Origin of the sequence: Thalassospira lohafexi, from assembly GCF_002844275.1 — a bacterium.
Lineage (GTDB): Bacteria > Pseudomonadota > Alphaproteobacteria > Rhodospirillales > Thalassospiraceae > Thalassospira > Thalassospira lohafexi.
The window spans coordinates 91,626-109,807 of the sequence record NZ_NXGX01000001.1; the positions used below are offsets into that span (position 1 = coordinate 91,626).

17 protein-coding genes are annotated in these 18,182 nt (G+C 55.4%); 4 read left to right on the top strand and 13 right to left on the bottom strand.

Translation table 11 applies throughout. The features are described 5' to 3' along the window. Positions 1 to 15 precede the first annotated feature (15 nt). Together COO92_RS00395 and COO92_RS00400 are read left to right on the top strand one after the other, a co-directional pair. Positions 16 to 576 carry a gamma-glutamylcyclotransferase gene (locus COO92_RS00395; protein WP_101298938.1) on the top strand — a complete coding sequence of 187 codons (561 nt, stop codon included), beginning with the start codon at positions 16 to 18 and terminating at the stop codon, positions 574 to 576. Continuing rightward, entirely contained in the window at positions 576 to 1,544 is a 969-nt protein-coding gene (locus tag COO92_RS00400) for a DMT family transporter (protein ID WP_101298940.1), read from the top strand. The genes COO92_RS00395 and COO92_RS00400 overlap by 1 nt, the downstream gene beginning before the upstream one ends. An 83-nt stretch (positions 1,545 to 1,627) precedes the next feature. Here COO92_RS00400 and COO92_RS00405 read toward each other — a convergent pair whose 3' ends face one another. From COO92_RS00405 to ftsE, 4 genes are all read right to left on the bottom strand, one after another. After that, entirely contained in the window at positions 1,628 to 2,419 is a 792-nt protein-coding gene (locus COO92_RS00405) for a lysophospholipid acyltransferase family protein (RefSeq protein ID WP_101298942.1), read from the bottom strand. A gap of 84 nt (positions 2,420 to 2,503) precedes the next feature. Further along, positions 2,504 to 3,217 carry a YdcF family protein gene (locus tag COO92_RS00410; RefSeq protein WP_101298944.1) on the bottom strand — a complete coding sequence of 238 codons (714 nt, stop codon included), beginning with the start codon at positions 3,215 to 3,217 and terminating at the stop codon, positions 2,504 to 2,506. Between the two features lie 127 nt (positions 3,218 to 3,344). Beyond that, a complete protein-coding gene (locus COO92_RS00415) occupies positions 3,345 to 4,247 on the bottom strand; it encodes a cell division protein FtsX (protein ID WP_101298946.1) in 903 nt (300 codons plus the stop codon). A gap of 76 nt (positions 4,248 to 4,323) precedes the next feature. Next, a complete protein-coding gene (gene ftsE / locus COO92_RS00420; RefSeq protein ID WP_101299962.1) occupies positions 4,324 to 5,001 on the bottom strand; it encodes a cell division ATP-binding protein FtsE in 678 nt (225 codons plus the stop codon). A 361-nt stretch (positions 5,002 to 5,362) separates the two neighbouring features. Here ftsE and COO92_RS00425 point away from each other — a divergent pair, with 361 nt between their 5' ends. Further along, a complete protein-coding gene (locus COO92_RS00425; protein WP_101298948.1) occupies positions 5,363 to 6,199 on the top strand; it encodes a DUF3426 domain-containing protein in 837 nt (278 codons plus the stop codon). Positions 6,200 to 6,414: 215 nt separating this feature from the next. On the opposite strand, the gene COO92_RS00430 is transcribed toward COO92_RS00425, so the two are convergent. From COO92_RS00430 to argH, 4 genes are all read right to left on the bottom strand, one after another. Then, positions 6,415 to 8,868, bottom strand: a complete 2,454-nt coding sequence (locus COO92_RS00430) for a DUF4175 domain-containing protein (RefSeq protein ID WP_101298950.1) — start codon at positions 8,866 to 8,868, stop codon at positions 6,415 to 6,417. 218 nt (positions 8,869 to 9,086) lie between these two features. Next, positions 9,087 to 10,352, bottom strand: coding sequence for a diaminopimelate decarboxylase (lysA, locus tag COO92_RS00435; protein ID WP_022730964.1), 1,266 nt, complete (start codon positions 10,350 to 10,352; stop codon positions 9,087 to 9,089). Continuing rightward, positions 10,349 to 10,495 (bottom strand): LPS translocon maturation chaperone LptM, encoded by a 147-nt coding sequence (lptM, locus tag COO92_RS22005; RefSeq protein ID WP_022730965.1) that lies wholly within the window; start codon positions 10,493 to 10,495, stop codon positions 10,349 to 10,351. The genes lysA and lptM overlap by 4 nt, the downstream gene beginning before the upstream one ends. After that, the gene (gene argH, locus COO92_RS00440; RefSeq protein WP_101298952.1) at positions 10,492 to 11,907 is read right to left on the bottom strand and encodes an argininosuccinate lyase; all 1,416 of its coding nucleotides are present in this window, start codon (positions 11,905 to 11,907) and stop codon (positions 10,492 to 10,494) included. Before argH ends, lptM begins: the two co-directional genes overlap by 4 nt. A gap of 33 nt (positions 11,908 to 11,940) precedes the next feature. Here argH and COO92_RS00445 point away from each other — a divergent pair, with 33 nt between their 5' ends. After that, positions 11,941 to 12,501, top strand: coding sequence for a TlpA disulfide reductase family protein (locus tag COO92_RS00445; RefSeq protein ID WP_101298954.1), 561 nt, complete (start codon positions 11,941 to 11,943; stop codon positions 12,499 to 12,501). A gap of 139 nt (positions 12,502 to 12,640) precedes the next feature. Here COO92_RS00445 and rbsK read toward each other — a convergent pair whose 3' ends face one another. From rbsK to COO92_RS00470, 5 genes are all read right to left on the bottom strand, one after another. Beyond that, complete coding sequence (gene rbsK, locus COO92_RS00450; RefSeq protein ID WP_101298956.1) at positions 12,641 to 13,564, bottom strand: ribokinase; 924 nt, start codon at positions 13,562 to 13,564, stop codon at positions 12,641 to 12,643. 152 nt (positions 13,565 to 13,716) lie between these two features. Beyond that, the gene (xylB, locus tag COO92_RS00455) at positions 13,717 to 15,183 is read right to left on the bottom strand and encodes a xylulokinase (protein ID WP_101298958.1); all 1,467 of its coding nucleotides are present in this window, start codon (positions 15,181 to 15,183) and stop codon (positions 13,717 to 13,719) included. Positions 15,184 to 15,337: 154 nt separating this feature from the next. Continuing rightward, complete coding sequence (locus COO92_RS00460; RefSeq protein ID WP_101298960.1) at positions 15,338 to 16,225, bottom strand: 3-hydroxybutyryl-CoA dehydrogenase; 888 nt, start codon at positions 16,223 to 16,225, stop codon at positions 15,338 to 15,340. A gap of 69 nt (positions 16,226 to 16,294) precedes the next feature. Continuing rightward, positions 16,295 to 17,230 carry an electron transfer flavoprotein subunit alpha/FixB family protein gene (locus COO92_RS00465; RefSeq protein WP_101298962.1) on the bottom strand — a complete coding sequence of 312 codons (936 nt, stop codon included), beginning with the start codon at positions 17,228 to 17,230 and terminating at the stop codon, positions 16,295 to 16,297. Positions 17,231 to 17,245: 15 nt separating this feature from the next. After that, on the bottom strand, positions 17,246 to 17,995 hold the full coding sequence (locus COO92_RS00470) for an electron transfer flavoprotein subunit beta/FixA family protein (protein WP_028791341.1): 750 nt from the start codon (positions 17,993 to 17,995) through the stop codon (positions 17,246 to 17,248). Between the last annotated feature and the right edge of the window lie 187 nt (positions 17,996 to 18,182).

Sequence of the window (18,182 nt, forward strand, 5' to 3'; positions counted from 1 at the left end):
CTTTTGGAGGATATCGTGACGGACGCCCAGGATAGATGGGTCTTTGGATATGGTTCGCTGTTGTGGCGACCGGGGTTTGAGTTCGCGGAAAAAGCGCGTGCCAAGCTGCCCGGTTACCATCGGTCGTTCTGTATCTATTCCCATCATTATCGTGGCACGCCGGAAAATCCGGGGCTTGTTCTTGGCCTGAACAAGGGCGGGGAATGTGTGGGGAATGCCTTTCGCATCACACCGGAAAACTGGGGGATGGTGAAAGGGTATCTTGATGAGCGCGAGCTTGTGACCAACACCTATATTCCTGCCGATGTCGAAGTTGAACTTTCTGATGGGCGCACAGTGATCGCACATACCTATGTTGCCGATCCGACCCATGAACAATATGCCGGGAACCTGCCGGTGCGCACTGCGGTTGAGATCATTGTGGCGGCCCATGGCAATGTGGGTCCCAATCTGGAATATCTGGAAAACACGGTGTTGCATCTGGATCAAATGGGGATTGTCGATCCGCCGTTGCATGATTTGATGGATCTGGTGCGCCGCGAATACGGCGAGATTAACATGGGGGCGGGCATCTGATGAGCCACGCGAATGCGTCGAATGTATCGAACGCGCCGAGTGTGACACAGGGGGATCAAACCCCGCTGCCGCTGGCCTATTTGATGCTGGTGATCTGTGCGATGATGTGGGGATCAAACCACGTTGTGGCGCGCGGGGTGAATGCGACAGTGCCGTTTGAAGCATTGGCATTCTGGCGCTGGGTTGTGGCGGCTGTGATGCTGTTTCCGTTCTGTGCCAGATACCTTGGGCGCGATTTGCGCCTGATGGCGCAGCACAAGATGTCGATGTTTCTGATCGGCTTTACCGGTGTCTTCCTGTTTTCGATCATCATCTATCTTGCGGCCTATAACACAACGGCGGTCAATACCGGTTTGCTCAATGCAACCGCCCCTGTGTGGGTGCTGATCTTTGCCGCCGTATTAACCGCAAACAAGCCGACGTTAAGTCAGTGGGTCGGGGTGCTGGTGGCGGGTGTTGGTACGGCAACGATCATTGCAAAGGCAGATTTTTCGGTGTTTACCGAAATGAGTTTCGTGTCTGGCGATGTGTTTGCAATGGTATCGGCCATGGTTTGGGCCGCCTATTCGATGTTGCTTAAACGTGCGCCAAAGGGGGTTCATCCGCTGAGCCTTGTGTTTGTGTCGGCCCTGATTGGTCTGGTGTTTTTAACCCCGCTTTATGTCTGGTCGCTTGTGGTGAACGGCGAGCCGTTCTTTACCCATCTTGATCCGGCGTGGCCCGACATGATGAAGATTTTCTATATCGGTGCGGGGCCTGCGTTCTTTGGATATCTTTTCTGGAACAGGGGGGTGTCGATTGTCGGTCCGGCGACGGCGGGTGTCTTTATGTATCTGATCCCGGTGTTTGCCAGTGGGCTTGCAATTGTCTTTCTGGGGGAAGAATTGCACCTTTATCATCTGGGCGGGATTGCCTTGATTGCCTTTGGTATCTGGCAGGCCACCAAGAGAAAACGCGCCGTATCCTAAGGCAAAAAGACATACAAAAGGCCGGGATGCGTTGTGCAGCCCGGCCTTTGTTGTTTTATCGATCTGACAACCGACCTTGCGGATCAGGAGGTTTTTTCCTGATTGGCTTCTTCTTCGGCGGCGATGTCGGCAGAGGTCAGCATCGGCAGGTTAAATTCGCGCTGGGCCTCGGTTTCAAGCTCGCGGGTGCGGGTGTCGATGCGGGTTTTGATTTCTTTCATGAAGGTCTTGCGGTCCAGACCATGTTCAATCGGGGGCATCAGTTCCATGGTGACCCGGCCACCATATTTCATGAAGCTGTCCTTGCCCCAGAACATGCCGGAATTGACGGCAACCGGAATAACCTTGATGTCCGGGAAGGCCTTATACAGCGCGTAAACGCCCGGATGATACGGGCGGCTTGATCCGGGTGGGGTGCGCGTGCCTTCGGGGAAAATGATCACCTGACGGTTTTCCTTGAGCGCCTGTGACGCCCCCTTGATCATGTCCTTAAGGGCCGAGCCCCCGGCGGAACGGTCAACCGCGATCTGACCTGAGAGATGCAGAAACTGCCCGACCAGCGGGATTTTGATCAGTTCCTTTTTGAGGATATAGGCCGGATCGGGCACCACCGTGTGAAAGGTCAGGGTTTCCCACGCCGATTGATGCTTTGCCACCAGAATGCAGGGGCCATCGGGCAGGTTTTCAAGCCCGGTGATGCGTTTGTACATGCCGACCGAATGGTTCAGGGCAAACTGGGTCAGGACACACCATGCATGGCCGACAAACTGGCTGGCCTTGCGGCCACAGGCCATCAGGGGGATCATGCTGATGCACAGCAGGGCTGTTCCGCCAAAAAACAACACGTTAAAAAGTAACGCGCGCAGGGCTCTCATTCAGAAAAATCCTTCAAACGCTTATGTATCTGGTGCTTTGTAACAGTATTACGGCAATCGTAAAATGGCGATTGTTGATCGGCCTTAGCCGGTTTTGTTGTTCGACGCGGAATAGTCGTTCTGATCGGGTTCGCTGGCATCGGGTGTTTGCAATGACGGGTGATTGCCCCCGGGCAGCCATTGTAAAATCGAGTTGCGCAGACCGGCGAACAGGTACTTGTTAAATTCGCTGGCGATCAGGGCCGTGCTTCCGGGGTAGCGCCACCAGTCTTCGATCCGGACCGTATCGGGGAAGACGGGGTTGGCGATGATATCGACACCGGGCATCAGGCTTTTGAATTCCAGAAGGGATCGGCGCATGTGGTAGTTCGCGGTGACAATCCGCAGGCTTTTGTAGCCCTGTTCGTTGACCCAGACGGCGGTTTCCATGGCATTGCCACGGGTGTTTTCCGCGACATGGCCCAGTACAACGCAACAGGCAATCAAACGCGGGTCCGATTTACCGACCGACAGCAACTCATCGACTTCAACGCCGCGGTAAACCCCGGAAATGAACAGTTTCTTTGCCAATCCGCGTGCCAGCAGGCGGCGGCCTTCCGACAGGCGTTCACTGCCGCCGGTCAGAACGACAATGGCATCGGTGCGCTGATCGGGATTGTCGACCGTGGTTGGGATGGACTCGACATACCAGACAAATCCGGCAAGCCACACCAGACCGAGCACGATCAGGGTGGAGAGCAAAAAACGGAACCTTCGAGACCGGCGCCGGAGTTGCACACTAAGCGGTGGTTTGTTCATTTGAGCGTGCCTGATGTGGGGCGTGCGGACATGAGTGCGGATCTCCTAAGGCCATGATCCCAAAAGGGAAGCGTGATCAGACTATACGAAGGAGCGCGTCTGGTGACAACATGGCTTACGCGCAGAATTATAACATTTGGCGTAAGACACGCAGCACAGTGCGGGTTGCGGTAAGATAGGCAACCAATGCGACAATAAACGGAATGGCAACGATAAGGGCAATGAATAATGGACTGAAAACCAGCGACGGGATCGGCCAACCCGCGCGCAGGCCAAGCCAGGCAATAAAAGCAGAGACCGCCAGTGATATCAAAAGCCCGACCAAGGCGCCAAAAAATGCCAGCCGTTGGCTATGGCGGCCAAATTGCCGGGCGATATAATCATCCTGTGCACCAATCAGGTGCAAAAGTTCGATGATTTTATGATGGATCGAAAAGCCTGATTTGGTGGCAAAGACAATCGACAGCATTGTCGCACCAAACAGAACAACAATCAGAACGGTCAGCGCCAGTTCGACCGAAAAGGCGACATCGGCAATGCGTTCAATCCAGATGCGGTGATCATCGAGCACGGCCTCAGGCGCAATTTCACCAAGCTGGCGTTCGAGGGCATCAAAATTAAAGCCGGTTTCCGGGGTGATTTCGATGATGCGCGGAATGGGAAGTTCGCTCACGACCTCATCAGGGCCAAGCCAGGGTTCCAGCAGGGCGGCCATGGTTTCGGGGCTGAGTTCTTCGATCCTAGCGATGCCGGGCAGGTTTGCCAGTTCATCAATGATGGTGTTGACGGTTTCTTGCAGGGCGGCTTCGCGTTGTTCGGGGCTGCGTTTTGCCAGTTCGGTTGGCGGGACCTGTATCGACAGGCTGCCTTCGATCTGCCCGGACCATTGGCCAACGCTATCGTGCAGGGCGCCAAGGCCGACCATCGAAAAGGTCAGCAGGGCGACCATCAGGGCGACGATGCAGGGCAGGAAGCGCGATGAAGAATCGGCTTCGAGCGGCAGATGTGACGGATGTGAGCGAAAAGCCATAATCGTCTGTTGGTCCTGTTGATCGAGGTGGCGTCGATATCTTAGCCGGTATTTTAGCCCGTATTTTAGATGTAGCTTAACCCGATTGGGTCACGTCATGCAGTGTCGCACCTTCGAGCAGCCATTGGGTATGGCCAAAGCGCCGCACGAGTTGCCGGTTATGGGTGGCGATCAGCACGGTGGTGCCCAGTTTGTTGAGTTCTTCAAACAAATAGAGCAACCGCATGGCAATGCGGTCATCGACGTTGCCGGTCGGCTCATCAGCCAGAAGAAGGGCGGGGCGCCCGATGACGGCGCGCGCAATTGCCACGCGCTGTTGCTGCCCGCCCGACAGGCGCGATGGCTGCGCATTGATATGGTCGCCCAGACCGACCCATTCGAGAAGTTCGGTGACGTTTTTGCGAATTTGCAGGTCTTCGACACCGGCAACGCGCAAGGGCAGGGCCACATTTTCAAAGGTGCTGAGGTGATTGATCAGGCGGAAATCCTGAAACACCACGCCGATTCTTCGCCGGATCGCGGGCAGTTCATCGCGCGGAATGCGGATATTGTCGCGGCCAAAAATATTTATTTCGCCCCGAGTCTGACGCAGTGCCAGATACAAAAGACGCATCAAGGTCGATTTGCCGGCACCCGACGCGCCGGTCAAAAAATGAAAGCTGCCGCGTTGGAGGCTAAAGTTCAGGTCGCGCAAAATTTCCGGTCCGGATTCGTACCGGACTCCGACGTTCCTGAAACTGACAACTTCGGTCAAAATCGGCGCTCCACTTGATCGAATGACGGTTTGCACAGGCGATTGCCATGGCAAATCACAAGAATTTCTCTTAACGTCGCTGGGGTTGGCGAAATGCCTTGGCATTCCAATATCGACACCATACCGACTCGCGACGCACAATTTTCTATCTGTTTCGGATGCCACGATCAGTGGCTTTACGCAATGTTTAGACACCCAAATTGAGGCAGCTTCTGTTATCTCTGCTTAACAGTCTGTTAAATCGCCGCTATTTACATATAGTGTTATTCTCTGCCGACGATATCGGGGGACCGTTGGCCATGAGTATGTTAAAGGCCATCCCCGTGTTTGGTTCCGCTGACATCGAGATGCCAGGTTTGCAATGATCATAACTTGCCCAGATTGTTCCAAGAAATACTCCGTTAAAACGGAGGCCATCGGCCCAAAGGGCCGAACTGTGCGCTGTAAGAGCTGCGGCAATAGCTGGCATCAGGACCCTCCGGGGGCCAAGAAGCCGGAACCCGCACCTGCACCAGCGGCACAATCGGACAGCGATTTGCCTGCACCATTTAATCAGGAAGGGGCGCTGGGCGCTGATTTCAATGCTGATCGAATGGGCGGCGGGGGTGTTGACCCCGGATTTGAAGATGCGGACAAAATTCCCGATCCGCCCCCGATCCCCGAACAGCTTATCCGCAACAATCCGAAACCGGCCCCCAAAAAGAAAAAAGGGATTGTTGGCTGGATCGTATTTTTGCTGCTGATTGGTGGCATTGGTGCGGGTGGTTACTTTGCCAAGGACATCCTGATCAACCTTTGGCCGCCGATTGCCAAGGTCTATGACATGGTTGGCCTTGATGTGCCCCATGTTGGCGACGGTCTTGATATTCGTGAATTGCCACCGACCCGTGAAGACGAAGACGGCGTCGATGTTTTGGTCGTGCGCGCCGAGATTGTGAACATCGTCGAAGAGCCGGTTGTGTTGCCGTATCTTCTGATCGAGCTTCTTGATCCGCTTGATCGTGTGGTTCAGCGCAAGAAGATGCCGCTGATCTATGATGAAACCAAGGCTCAGGCCAGTGCGGATATGCCGATGGAGCCGCAAATGCTGCCTGCGGGTGAAAGCATTACGGTTGAAACCAAGATCCGGCGTCCGAACCCGACGGCAACCCGTTTGCAGGTCACGTTCCTTGACCCGCGTGAGGCCGCCGAACCTTAAGCCTTTCGGGGTGGTAAAACCAGTTGATGCAAAAGGCAGCGTTCATTCGCTGCCTTTTGTTTTTGGGGGAAACGCGATACCGCGCCATTGCGCCATATCAGCGTGCAGGGCTGGTTTGGGCTTTGCCGGATGTGTGACGGCATAGATGTTGTTAAAATGCCGTCAGTGCCGTTTAAAGGCGTGCCATGAGGTGTGCCTCGTGCGCATGACGCTTCCTAGAACCGCTTGAGCAGGCGGTCGATGTATTCCTGTTCGATCTGCGGACGGTCAGGATCGCCCGACCGCCGACGCAGTTCCTGCATAATGCGCCATGCCCGTTCGAGGGTATCGACATTGGGAATGGTGGTTGTGCCATCCCCGCCAACCGGACGCCCCAGCGGATCGCGACGGCCATTCCCTTGCAGGTCTTCGAGCATCGGGGCAATCTGGCTGAGCCCTTCGAGTGCACGGCTGATTTCGCCAATGCCCTGTTGCAGGTTTTCCATGGCTTCGCGTTGATATTGCAGGGCTTCGTGGGATCGGTTGCGGCCAAGGGCCTCGGCAGCCCGGCGCATGGCCTCAATCACCGAATTCATGCCGCTGATGTCGCCAAACTGCCCGATGCCCGGACTGTTCATGATATCACCGGCATCATCGGCAAGACCTTGTTGTTCATTGGCGCGCGGGCCGGGGCCGTTGGCGGTGGCCGGGTTGTCGCCCTCGTTCATGATGTCTTGCTGGCGGCGGGACAGATCGCGCATGCCATCAAGCATTTCGCGCAAAGACGATGTGATGTCCATGCCGCCTTCGCCGGTGGTGACTTGCATGTTTTCGACAAGTTCGCGCAGCCGGTCAATCAACTGGCGGGCATCTTCACGTGCGCCTGCGCGCATCAGGGCATCAATCTGATCAATGATCCGCGAAAGATCTTGTTGTTCGAGGGTGGCATTTGCCTGGGGTTGATCGTCCGAGGCGGGTGTTGCTTCGCGGGTCAGTGCGGCAAGATATTCATTCAAGGCATTACGGTATTCTTCGATCAGACGCGCGATTTCAGTTTCGGTGACGTCAGGATCAGCAAGAGCCTGCAACAGACGTTCTTCGGCTTCCATCAGGTTGCGTTCGGCAATGCCATAGCTGCCGCGTTCGATTTCCTCGGCGATGTGCCACAAAAGTCCGGCGACATTCTGATGCACGGTGCGGTCGTCAAGGTTGGCCGATAACCGGCTTTCAGCCACCGACAGGGCCAAAAACACGCCGATCTGACCATTAAAGGCCTGCGGCGCATAGAGAACCGGCAACAGGGCCTGCTGCATTTCAAGTGCGCGGTCGGGATGGCGCAACAAGGTACGCCGGATCGCAATCAGCTTTTGCGCAACCGGATGGGTGAATTCGCGTTCGGGCAGCACAATTGATCGCATGTCGCTTTGGGCGGTTTGTCCGGCATTGTCGCGCGCATGCATTTGAATGTTGACCGGCAATCCGGCCCACGGATGAGCAACCAGATCAATGAAGCGCGGGCCTTCGATGCGGGTTGGTGTGCTGCTATGGGTGGGTTCTTCACCCTTGAGATCGCGTGTGATGGCATCAATCGGACCGAACTGATCATCCATACCGTCGGTCGGGGCCGGGGTGATGACAAGATCAAGCTCCGCCATGCCGTAATCGTCATTGGCAACGTAATCAAGGCGCAGATGATCGCGCCGGGTGACCGATGGCGGGCTGACAAAGCCAAGTGTCGGGGCGGTGTCGGCCACCAGATTGATGTTCAGCGTCATGCGGTCATTGCCCCAGACCGAAATGCGCCATGTGCCAGACTGATTGATCGCGGTCGACAGGACATAACTGTTGTCGTTGCTTTCGGCGATCGGGCGTTCCCCATCAGGCGCAGTCAGGGTTGGTTCCCAGATGCTTGAGATCGTGCCATCAAGGGTCGATCCGGCGGGGACCTGAAAATTAATCACCTCCCCGTTGGACGGCCCCCCGGTGGTCTGGTTTTGCGGGCCATCTGTCCCGGTTCCTGTTGCGGATTGACTGGCGGCGTTTGCCCCGGTTTCGGAAATCTGCAAGACCCTTGGGACTTGCCCGGTATAGGGGGGCGGGGTGACCCACAAAGTTGCCGTGAAATCAGCCGCACCCAAGCGTTGCAGGGGGCTAAAGGCCTTGGAAAACCGTTCGGAAACGGTGTTGTGTCCGGCCATGATGCCAACAAACAGCAGCAAAACCGGAATGGCGACGATGCCAAAACGGTCAATCCGGCTGATGGCGGGGATCGGGCGCGGCAGACGCAATTTTACGATGGCAGCTTCATGCAGGCCGAGTTGCTTTTGCCAGAGATAGCTTGTGAGCGGATCTTCGGTCTCGGATATGTGATCTTCAAGACTTTGCAGCGGATTGTTTTCAAGCCCGTTTTCGCGTTCCAGCCGGTGCAGGATGTCGCGTCGGGTTGGCCAGCGAAAGTTCCGCCACGGCACAGTGACGGCGACCATCATGGCAACAGACAATATCGACAGCAAAATGATGTGCCCGGTCGGGGGCAAAAATTCAAACGTGCCGGTTAAGGTCAGACCAACGACAAGGACGATCAGGCCAACGGCCGGGATCACGCAGGGCCATACCTTTTCCCACAACAAAACCATGCGCGTTCGGCGCACATGAGTTTCCATTGCAGGATGCGGCGGTATCAGCGACATGCGATGAAGGGTCCTTTGTGCCAGTCTGTGGCTATGGTGTACCGCGAGTTCACTCCTTCTAGAGTTTGGGGCTTTGCGGACTTTGGTCAAGTTATTGCGCGGTTGTGGCGGCAAATAAAAAGGCGGCCCTGAGATGAGGGCCGCCTTTAAAATAACATTGGATGGTCGCGTTTACTTAGGGTCTGAACCCATTTTAAACATTAAATTGGGTTCAGACCCTAATCAAGCCAGCCCGGAATGCGGTCCATATTGATCAGTTCGTCGATTTCCTGACGCGGGCGGACAATGGCAAATTCGTCGCCCTTGACCAGCACTTCGGGGGTCAACGCACGGGTGTTGTACGTCGATGACATTACCGCACCATACGCACCCGCCGACATCACGGCGACAAGATCACCGGCCTTGAGGTTATCGGGCAGTTTGCGGTCCTTGCCAAAGGTATCGCCGGTTTCACAAATCGGACCGACAATATCAACCGTTGCCTGTTTGTCGTTTTCACCCTGTTCATCGACCGGGATGATTTCGTGATAGGCGTTATACAGGGTCGGGCGGATCAAATCGTTCATCGCGGCATCAAGAATGACGAAGCGTTTGGCTTCGCCGTCTTTGATATACATGACGCGTGAGACCATGATGCCAGCATTGCCGGCAATCAGACGGCCCGGCTCAAGCGTGATGTGACAGCCAAGGTGCGAGACAGTTTCACGCACCATCTGGCCATAAGCATCGGGCAGCGGCGGTGTTTCGCCCTGATAGGCAATGCCAAGACCGCCGCCAAGATCAAGATTGCGGATTTCAATGCCTTCGGCGCGCAGTTGTTCGACCAGACTGGCAAGGCGGGTAAAGGCTTCGCGGAACGGGGTCAGGTCGGTCAGTTGCGATCCGATATGCATGGCAATGCCGGTTACCTCAATGCCGTCCATGGCGGCCGCATCGCGGTAAACCTCAATCGCGCGGGTCCAGTCGATACCGAATTTGTTTTCGGCCTTGCCGGTGGCGATCTTTTCATGGGTTTTGGCATCGACATGCGGATTGATGCGCAATGCAATGCGGGCCTTTTTACCCATATCAAGGGCAACCCGGTTCAGTTCGATCAGTTCGGGAATGCTTTCGACATTGATCTGGGCAATGTCGGCCTCAAGGGCTTCGCGCATTTCGTCTTCGGCCTTGCCGACGCCCGAAAAGATAACTTTGCCCGGTGCGATACCGGCCCGAAGGGCGCGGCGCATTTCGCCAACAGATACAACGTCGGCACCTGCACCCAGCTTGCCCAGCGTTTTTAAGACCGCCTGATTGGAGTTTGCCTTGATCGCATAGCAAACGGTCGCGTCCAGACCGGAAAATGCGTCAGCATAAACCTTGTAGTGGCGTTCAAGCGTTGCTGTGGAATAGCAAAAGAACGGGGTGCCGACTTTTTCAGCCAGCTCCGGGAGGGCGACGCCTTCTGCGTGAAGGACGCCGTCGATATATTCAAAATGGTTCATTTGGCCGGATAGTCCCTTGGATATTCTTGACCCTTGTCGGTTGGCGGTTCGAGCGGGCCTTTTTTACCACAGGCCGCAACCGACAGTCCGAGCATTACAGCAAGTGCGACAATGGTGCCGCGTTTAAGCAAGGCGTTGTTCATTTGAGGAACCTTTCCTTTGCCGCAGCAACGGATTCGGTCACACGAACCGGGGCCGTGCCGCCAAAGCTTTGACGCGCAGCGACCGATGCTTCGACGGTCAGCACGTCATACACCGCATTGGTGATTTTGGGTTCGATCCCCTGCAATTCGTCAAGCGAGAGCTGATCAAGATCACAGCCCTTGGTTTCGGCCAGTTTGACGGTGGCCCCGACCACATGGTGGGCATCGCGGAATGGCATGCCAAGTTCGGCAACCAGCCAATCGGCCAGATCGGTTGCGGTGGTATAGCCCGCACCAGCAGCCGCACGCATGTTGTCGGTGAAGACTTTCATGTCGGCAATCATGCCGGTCATGGCGGCCACACACAGACCAAGATGGTCGTGGGCCTCAAACACCGGTTCCTTGTCTTCCTGCATGTCCTTGGAATAGGCCAGCGGCAGGCCCTTCATCGACAGCATCAGCGAATTATAGCAGCCAACAATACGCCCGATTTTGGATCGGATCAGTTCGGCGGCATCCGGATTGCGTTTTTGCGGCATGATCGAGGAGCCGGTTGAAAACTTGTCGGACATGCCGATAAATTTGAACTGTGCCGAACACCAGATGACCATTTCCTCGGCCAAGCGCGACAGATGCATGGCGGTGATCGACGCGGCATTGAGATATTCCAGCGCGAAATCACGATCCGATACCGCATCGAGCGAATTTGCCGTCGGGCGGTCAAAGCCAAGCGTACTTGCGGTCATGTGGCGGTCAATCGGGTAGGGCGTACCCGCAAGGGCGGCTGAGCCCAGCGGGTTTTCATTGACCCGTACTCGGCAATCGGCAACGCGCCCACGGTCGCGACCAAACATTTCGACATAGGCCAGAAGATGATGGCCAAAAGTCACCGGCTGGGCCGCCTGAAGGTGGGTGAAGCCCGGCATGATGGTTTCGGCGTGCGTGCCAGCCTGCGTGATCAAGGCTTCCTGAAGGCCCTTAAGGCCGACTTCAAGATCGGCCAAGGCAACATCGCGGACCCACAGTTTGAAATCGGTTGCGACCTGATCATTGCGCGAGCGCGCAGTATGCAGGCGACCTGCGGCTGGGCCGATCAATTCACGCAGGCGGCTTTCGACATTCATATGGATATCTTCAAGGGCGGCCGAGAATTTAAAGGCGCCGCTCTCGATTTCTTGAAGAATCTGGTCTAGACCATTGGTGATTTTGTCGCCATCTTCGGCAGGGATGATGTTCTGCTTGACCAGCATCGCGCAATGGGCTTTTGAGCCCTGGATATCCTGGGCATACAGGCGTTTGTCAAAACCGATGGAAGCGTTGATTTCTTCCATGATGGCAGACGGGCCTGCTTCGAAGCGGCCGCCCCAAAGGGAATTGGCGTTTTTCTGGTCGGTGGCGTTTTGGTCGGTCATCGTGATCCGCAGTATTTGGAAAAGGTGGGAATTGTGAAGGCTTTGCTTCAATTCGTAAAACTTGGCGTGATTGTCGCCATATCGGGCATTTATGCAACCCCTGCCTTTGCAGAACCGCAATTCCCGTCTGAACTTTCAAAAATGATCGAGCTTCGCAACGCCGAATCGTTGCTTGAAAATGCAACATTCGTTGACGAGGCAGGCACGGAAATGTCCCTTAACAGCCTGAAAGGACAGGTTGTTTTGGTTAATCTGTGGGCGACATGGTGTGTGCCATGCGTCAAGGAAATGCCCGAGCTTGATCAACTGGCTGCTGAAATGGCTGATAAGCCCATGCGGGTTTTGGCCCTTAGTCAGGATCGTGGCGGGGCGGATGACGTTTCGAAATTCTTTGAAAACAATAGAATCGAACATTTGGACGTGCTTTTGGACCCCAAAGGGGCGACCGCACGCGCCATGGGCGCACGCGGGTTACCAACCAGCTTTGTGATCGATGCGAATGGTGAACTGATTGGCAAATTAGAAGGCATCGCCAAATGGGACGCGCCAGAGGTTGTCGCGTATTTCAACCGCCTGATCGATCAGGCGTCGTAAGGTTTGATCAATCCCGCACAACCAGTATTCCCGAGATCTGGAAGAGCGTTATGATACGAAAAAACAAACGTATCATAACGCGGGTATCGCCGGGTCAGGTTCAGATCATCACGAACGCAAAACCCATAAGGCCGTGCTGCTAACTGTTTTCTTCAATCAGTGACATGACTTGGCTAAGTGTCGGGGCGGCATCGGCGGCACCGGGGCGGGTTGTTGCCAGAGCCCCGGTCGCACAGGCAAACCGAACCGCATCAGGCAGGCTTTGTCCACCGTGAAGCGCAACGGCCAGACCCGCGTTAAAGCAATCCCCGGCCGCCACGGTATCAACCGGTGACACATCAAATGGCGGCACCAGTCCGGTTTGACCGTTGGCAGAATAAAATGCACCCTTGCCGCCCATTTTAATGATCACGGTTTCCGGACCCATGTCGTGCAGGATTTTGGCCGCGTCACGGGCGGTTGCCATGTCGTCGGGCATAATTCCGGTCATGGCATGGCATTCGGTGGTGTTCGGCGTAACGATATCGGTTAGCACCATCAGATCGCGCAACACCACGCGATCTGGCACGGGGGCCGGATCAAGCATGATTTTGGCACTGCCTTCGCGGGCATATTTCATGGCGCAATCAACCGCAACCACCGGACATTCAAGCTGCAACAGCAAATATTTGCAGTCACGCAAGACATGGCGTTTGTCGTGAAGGTCAGCACGGGTCATCATCATGTTCGCACCGCCTGCGACCGTGATCATGTTTTCACCGCTGTCTTCGATTGAAATCAGTGCCGTTCCGGTTTGTGCGTCTGAGGCGACGATCAGATTGTTGGTATCAAGACCTTCGGCCTTGAGCGTTTCCAAAAGGTCACGTCCCAGAAGATCATCACCAATTTTGGAAATGAAGATCGGCGGAACCCCAAGGCGTGAGACGGCCGTCGCCTGATTACAGCCTTTGCCACCGGGGCCGGTTGTGTATGCCTTGGCAAGGACGGTTTGGCCGGGCACGGGCAGGGTGGTTACACGGGCGGAAAAATCGACATTGGAACTTCCAACAACTGCAATGGTCATGTTTTATCCAAATAGAAAAATATCAATCCATCCGTTTAATATTGGGCGCATTTCAGTGCTTTAAAGAACCTGCTAATGAATTCTCTGTTTTTGCAGGCGATGGGGCATGCGCCAAATAGTGTGGGGGAATGGTTTGACTGTGGTGGCGGACGTTACGTAGGGGTGAATTCCTCACGCAGGGCGGAATAAATGCGTTTGAATTTGGCAAATCGGGGCTGATAGGTGGTGTAGTGGGCCATATCAGGTTCGATGACTTCGTCGATTGCCGGTTTCTGGCAGACGTCTTCTACCGCCTCCTTGGTCAGGGCCAGCCGCCCCAGACGTGCCGCGCCAAATGCCGGTCCCTTGGTGGCACCTTCGTAACGGGCAAGTGGCGTTCCCATGATATTGGCGATCAACTGTATCCAGTATCGGCTGCGTGCGCCGCCGCCAATCACACCGGGCAGGTCACAATGTGTGCCCGCGGCATGCAGGCGTGATTGCGCATCGCTCAGCGCGAAGGCGACACCTTCGAGAACGGACTGAACCATCATTTCACGGGTGGTGTCACTGCCAAGGCCAAAGAACACGCCGCGCGCATAGGGATCATTATGCGGGGTGCGTTCGCCGTTGAGATAGGGCAGGAAAATCACATCCGAGGGCGCGCGGTGCTGATGTTCCGTGCGCGCCAAAAGGGCCGAGATATCCTTTTCACCCAGAAGATTGGCCGCCCACGACAGGCAACTTGCCCCATTGAGAAGGACCGCCATCTGAAACCACTGGGCGGGGATGGCGTGGGCAAAGCTGTGCAGCAGTTCTTCGGGGCGCGGGCGGTATTTGTCCGATGCGACGAAAATCTGTGACGATGTGCCCAGCGAGATAAAGCCGTCCCCATGGCGCACGGCCCCGACACCGATGCCCCCGGTTGCGGCATCGCCACCCCCGCCCGCAACAATCACACCGGGTTTCATGTTCCAGCGGGTCGCGAGTTCACGGCGGATCTTTCCTGTGACGCTACTTCCTTCGACCAGTTTGGGCAGTTGATCCATTGAAAGGCCGCTTGCGGCAACCGCAGCGGGGTTCCAGCAGCGACTTTCTTCGTCGAGCCACAAGGTGCCTGCGGCATCAGACATTTCGGTGACTTTTTCCCCGGTCAGGCACAGGCGGATGAAATCCTTGGGCAGAAGAACGGTTTTGATTTTGGCAAAAACATCCGGTTCGTGCTTTTGCAGCCAGATCAGTTTTGGGGCGGTCATGCCCGGCATGGTCGCAACCCCGGCAGTTTGGCCAAGGTCGGGCAGGGCAGCATCAAGCTCGTCACATTCGGCCTTTGCCCGTCCGTCGTTCCACAGGATGGCCGGGCGCAACGGGGCGTCATTGGCATCAAGCAGGGTCGCACCATGCATCTGACCGGAAAGACCAATGGCGCGGGTCGCGGCAAGGGCGACCGGATTTTCGGATTTGAGCTTATCAATCGACTGGCATGTGGCATTCCACCAGTCGGTCGGGTTTTGCTCGCTCCAGAACGGGTGCGGGTTGGACACCGACAATGGGACATCAGCCTCGGCAATCGTGACCGAGTTGTCATCAATCAGCAGTGCCTTGACCGCAGATGTACCGACATCAATACCGAGAAACATTTTCGGACTGCCTCCAGACGTCTTTTTCTCTTTGCCCGGCTATTTTACCAGCGCGGGTATGCGTTGACTGCATTCGAGACGTTTGCCAGTTGTAATGCAACAAAAAAGCCGCTGCAAATGTGCAGCGGCTTTAATCTTGTGACGATTAAGACCCTTATCGGGTTGGGACGGGTTCGTCACCGCTGTAATCGTAGAAACCACGTCCAGCCTTGCGACCGAGCCAGCCAGCTTCGACATATTTAACCAGAAGCGGGCAGGGGCGATACTTGGTATCGGCCAAGCCATCATGGAGGACATGCATGATCGAAAGACAGGTATCCAGACCGATGAAATCGGCCAGTTGCAGCGGGCCCATCGGATGGTTTGCACCAAGGCGCAAAGCGGTATCGATCGATTGAACGTTCCCGACACCTTCATAGAGGGTGTAGATGGCTTCGTTGATCATCGGCAGCAGGATGCGGTTGACGATGAACGCCGGGAAATCTTCGGCACTTGCCGTGTCTTTGCCGAGTTTTTTGGTCAGTTCATGAATGGTGCGATAGGTGACCTCATCGGTGGCAATGCCACGGATCAGTTCGACCAGCTTCATCAGCGGCACCGGGTTCATGAAGTGCATGCCCATGAACTTCGACGGGCGGTCTGTGTAGGACGCCAGACGCGTTACAGAGATCGAAGATGTGTTTGTCGCGATGATCGCTTCGGGGCCAAGAACCGGGCAAAGTGCCTTGAAGATCTGTTTTTTGATCTCTTCATTTTCGGTTGCTGCTTCGATTACCAGATCGCAGTCAGACAGGAAGGTATATTCCGTTCCGGTTGAGACGCGCTTGAGCGCGTCGTCTTTTTGCGCTGCGGTAATCAGCTCTTTCTTGACCTGACGATCCATGTTCTTGCCCATCGCGACAAACGCCTTTTCGAGGGCGTCTTGCGAGATGTCGAGAAGTCGGACGTCGTAACCGGCAAGTGCGACAACATGGGCAATGCCATTGCCCATTTGTCCGGCACCGATTACGCCAATGGTTTTAATATCTTCCAACGAAGCCATTTGTTCCCCACTCGTCCCCTTAGGGTCAAAACAATACAATCGACTGTTTTGACCCTAAATGGGATCAGTTTATTTGTCGAGTTCACTCGCCAGAGCGGGAAGGGCCTCGAACAGGTCAGCGACAAGGCCGTAATCGGCGACCGAGAAGATCGGTGCTTCTTCGTCCTTATTGATCGCTACAATGACCTTACTGTCCTTCATGCCGGCAAGGTGCTGAATAGCACCAGAAATGCCTACAGCAATGTATAGCTGCGGTGCAACAACTTTGCCGGTTTGGCCAACCTGCCAGTCATTGGGAGCGTATCCGGCATCAACTGCAGCGCGTGATGCGCCAATGGCAGCGCCCAGTTTGTCGGCAATCGGTTCGATCAGGTGGAAGTTTTCACCCGACCCCATACCGCGACCACCGGAAATAACCACACTGGCAGCCGACAGTTCGGGACGTTCCGACTCGGTCAGTTCCTGACCGACGAAGCTTGATTTACCGGCATCGGAAACCGTTGCGACGTCTTCGATGGTGGCAGAACCGCCTTCGGCAGCAACCGGATCAAAGCCCGTGGTGCGAACCGTGATCAGTTTCAGCGCGTCTGATGACTGCACGGTTGCCATGGCATTACCGGCATAAATCGGACGGACAAAGGTATCGGCACTTTCGACATCGGTGATGTCAGAAATCTGCGCCACGTCCTGCAGGGCCGCAACGCGGGGCATGAAGTTTTTGCCCGAGGTTGAGGACGACACCAGAATGTGGCCGTAATCGCCCGCCAGTCCGTTGACAAGACCGGCAATGTTTTCTGCCAGGAAGTGGCCATAGGCGGCATTGTCAGCCACCAGAACCTTGGCGACACCGTCAACCTTGGCGCTCGCATCGGCAACAGAACGGCAGTTTTCGCCAGCGACGAGAATGGTGATGTCGCCACCGATTTTCTGTGCGGCGGCAACCGCATTCAGCGTGCCACCCTTCAGTTCGGTATTGTCGTGTTCGGCAATAACAAGAATGCTCATTTGGATGACCCCCGCTTATATGACTTTTGCTTCGTTGCGCAGCTTGTCGACAAGCTCTGCAACATCAGCAACTTTGACGCCTGCCTGACGTGACGGCGGTTCCGACACTTTCAGGGTTTTCAGGCGGGGTGCCGTATCCACACCAAGATCAGCCGGGGTGAGCGTATCAAGCGGCTTTTTCTTGGCTTTCATGATGTTTGGCAGCGACGCATAGCGCGGCTCATTGAGGCGCAAGTCGGTGGTGACAATTGCCGGAAGATCAATTTTGATGGTCTCAAGACCACCATCAATCTCACGCGTGACATCAAGTTTGCCATCGGCAACGACAACCTTGGACGCAAACGTGCCCTGCGACCAATCCAGAAGAGCGGCCAGCATCTGACCTGTCTGATTGGCATCATCGTCAATCGCCTGTTTGCCAAGGATCACCAGATCCGGGCTTTCTTTGGCGACGACTTCCTTGAGCAGTTTGGCAACGGCAAGCGGCTGCAGCTCATCATCGGTTTCGACCAGAATGCCGCGATCGGCACCCATGGCAAGAGCAGTGCGGATTGTTTCCTGACACTGTTTTACGCCAAGCGACACCGCAACCACTTCGGTGGCAGTGCCAGCTTCCTTGAGGCGGACGGCCTCTTCAACGGCGATTTCGTCAAACGGGTTCATGGACATTTTGACGTTGTTCAATTCAACGCCAGACTGGTCCTGTTTGACACGGATCTTGACGTTGTAATCCACAACGCGCTTAACGGCGACAAGAACCTTCATGACAGACCTGTTCGTTTTTGTTGTCAAAACTATGGGTTTGCTGCGCTCTGCCATGGCAGATTGCGGCGAACCCCGCATGGTAATGTTTTCCCCGCGATGCACAATAGGCAGTGCATTACGGGTTGTCAATTTACGTAAAGAGGTTAACGTTAACGACAACTTCTTTACTGAATTTTTCTCGCCCTTG

Bases quoted from the DNA above. Each gene is read 5' to 3' on its own strand.
- lysA (WP_022730964.1), bottom strand. From the start codon at position 10,352: ATGAACCATTTTGAATATATCGACGGCGTCCTTCACGCAGAAGGCGTC.
- COO92_RS00405 (WP_101298942.1), bottom strand. From the start codon at position 2,419: ATGAGAGCCCTGCGCGCGTTACTTTTTAACGTGTTGTTTTTTGGCGGA.
- COO92_RS00425 (WP_101298948.1), top strand. From the start codon at position 5,363: ATGATCATAACTTGCCCAGATTGTTCCAAGAAATACTCCGTTAAAACG.
- COO92_RS00415 (WP_101298946.1), bottom strand. From the start codon at position 4,247: ATGGCTTTTCGCTCACATCCGTCACATCTGCCGCTCGAAGCCGATTCT.
- lptM (WP_022730965.1), bottom strand. From the start codon at position 10,495: ATGAACAACGCCTTGCTTAAACGCGGCACCATTGTCGCACTTGCTGTA.
- rbsK (WP_101298956.1), bottom strand. From the start codon at position 13,564: ATGACCATTGCAGTTGTTGGAAGTTCCAATGTCGATTTTTCCGCCCGT.
- COO92_RS00465 (WP_101298962.1), bottom strand. From the start codon at position 17,230: ATGAGCATTCTTGTTATTGCCGAACACGACAATACCGAACTGAAGGGT.
- COO92_RS00470 (WP_028791341.1), bottom strand. From the start codon at position 17,995: ATGAAGGTTCTTGTCGCCGTTAAGCGCGTTGTGGATTACAACGTCAAG.
- COO92_RS00410 (WP_101298944.1), bottom strand. From the start codon at position 3,217: ATGAACAAACCACCGCTTAGTGTGCAACTCCGGCGCCGGTCTCGAAGG.
- argH (WP_101298952.1), bottom strand. From the start codon at position 11,907: ATGACCGACCAAAACGCCACCGACCAGAAAAACGCCAATTCCCTTTGG.
- COO92_RS00400 (WP_101298940.1), top strand. From the start codon at position 576: ATGAGCCACGCGAATGCGTCGAATGTATCGAACGCGCCGAGTGTGACA.
- xylB (WP_101298958.1), bottom strand. From the start codon at position 15,183: ATGTTTCTCGGTATTGATGTCGGTACATCTGCGGTCAAGGCACTGCTG.
- COO92_RS00460 (WP_101298960.1), bottom strand. From the start codon at position 16,225: ATGGCTTCGTTGGAAGATATTAAAACCATTGGCGTAATCGGTGCCGGA.
- COO92_RS00430 (WP_101298950.1), bottom strand. From the start codon at position 8,868: ATGTCGCTGATACCGCCGCATCCTGCAATGGAAACTCATGTGCGCCGA.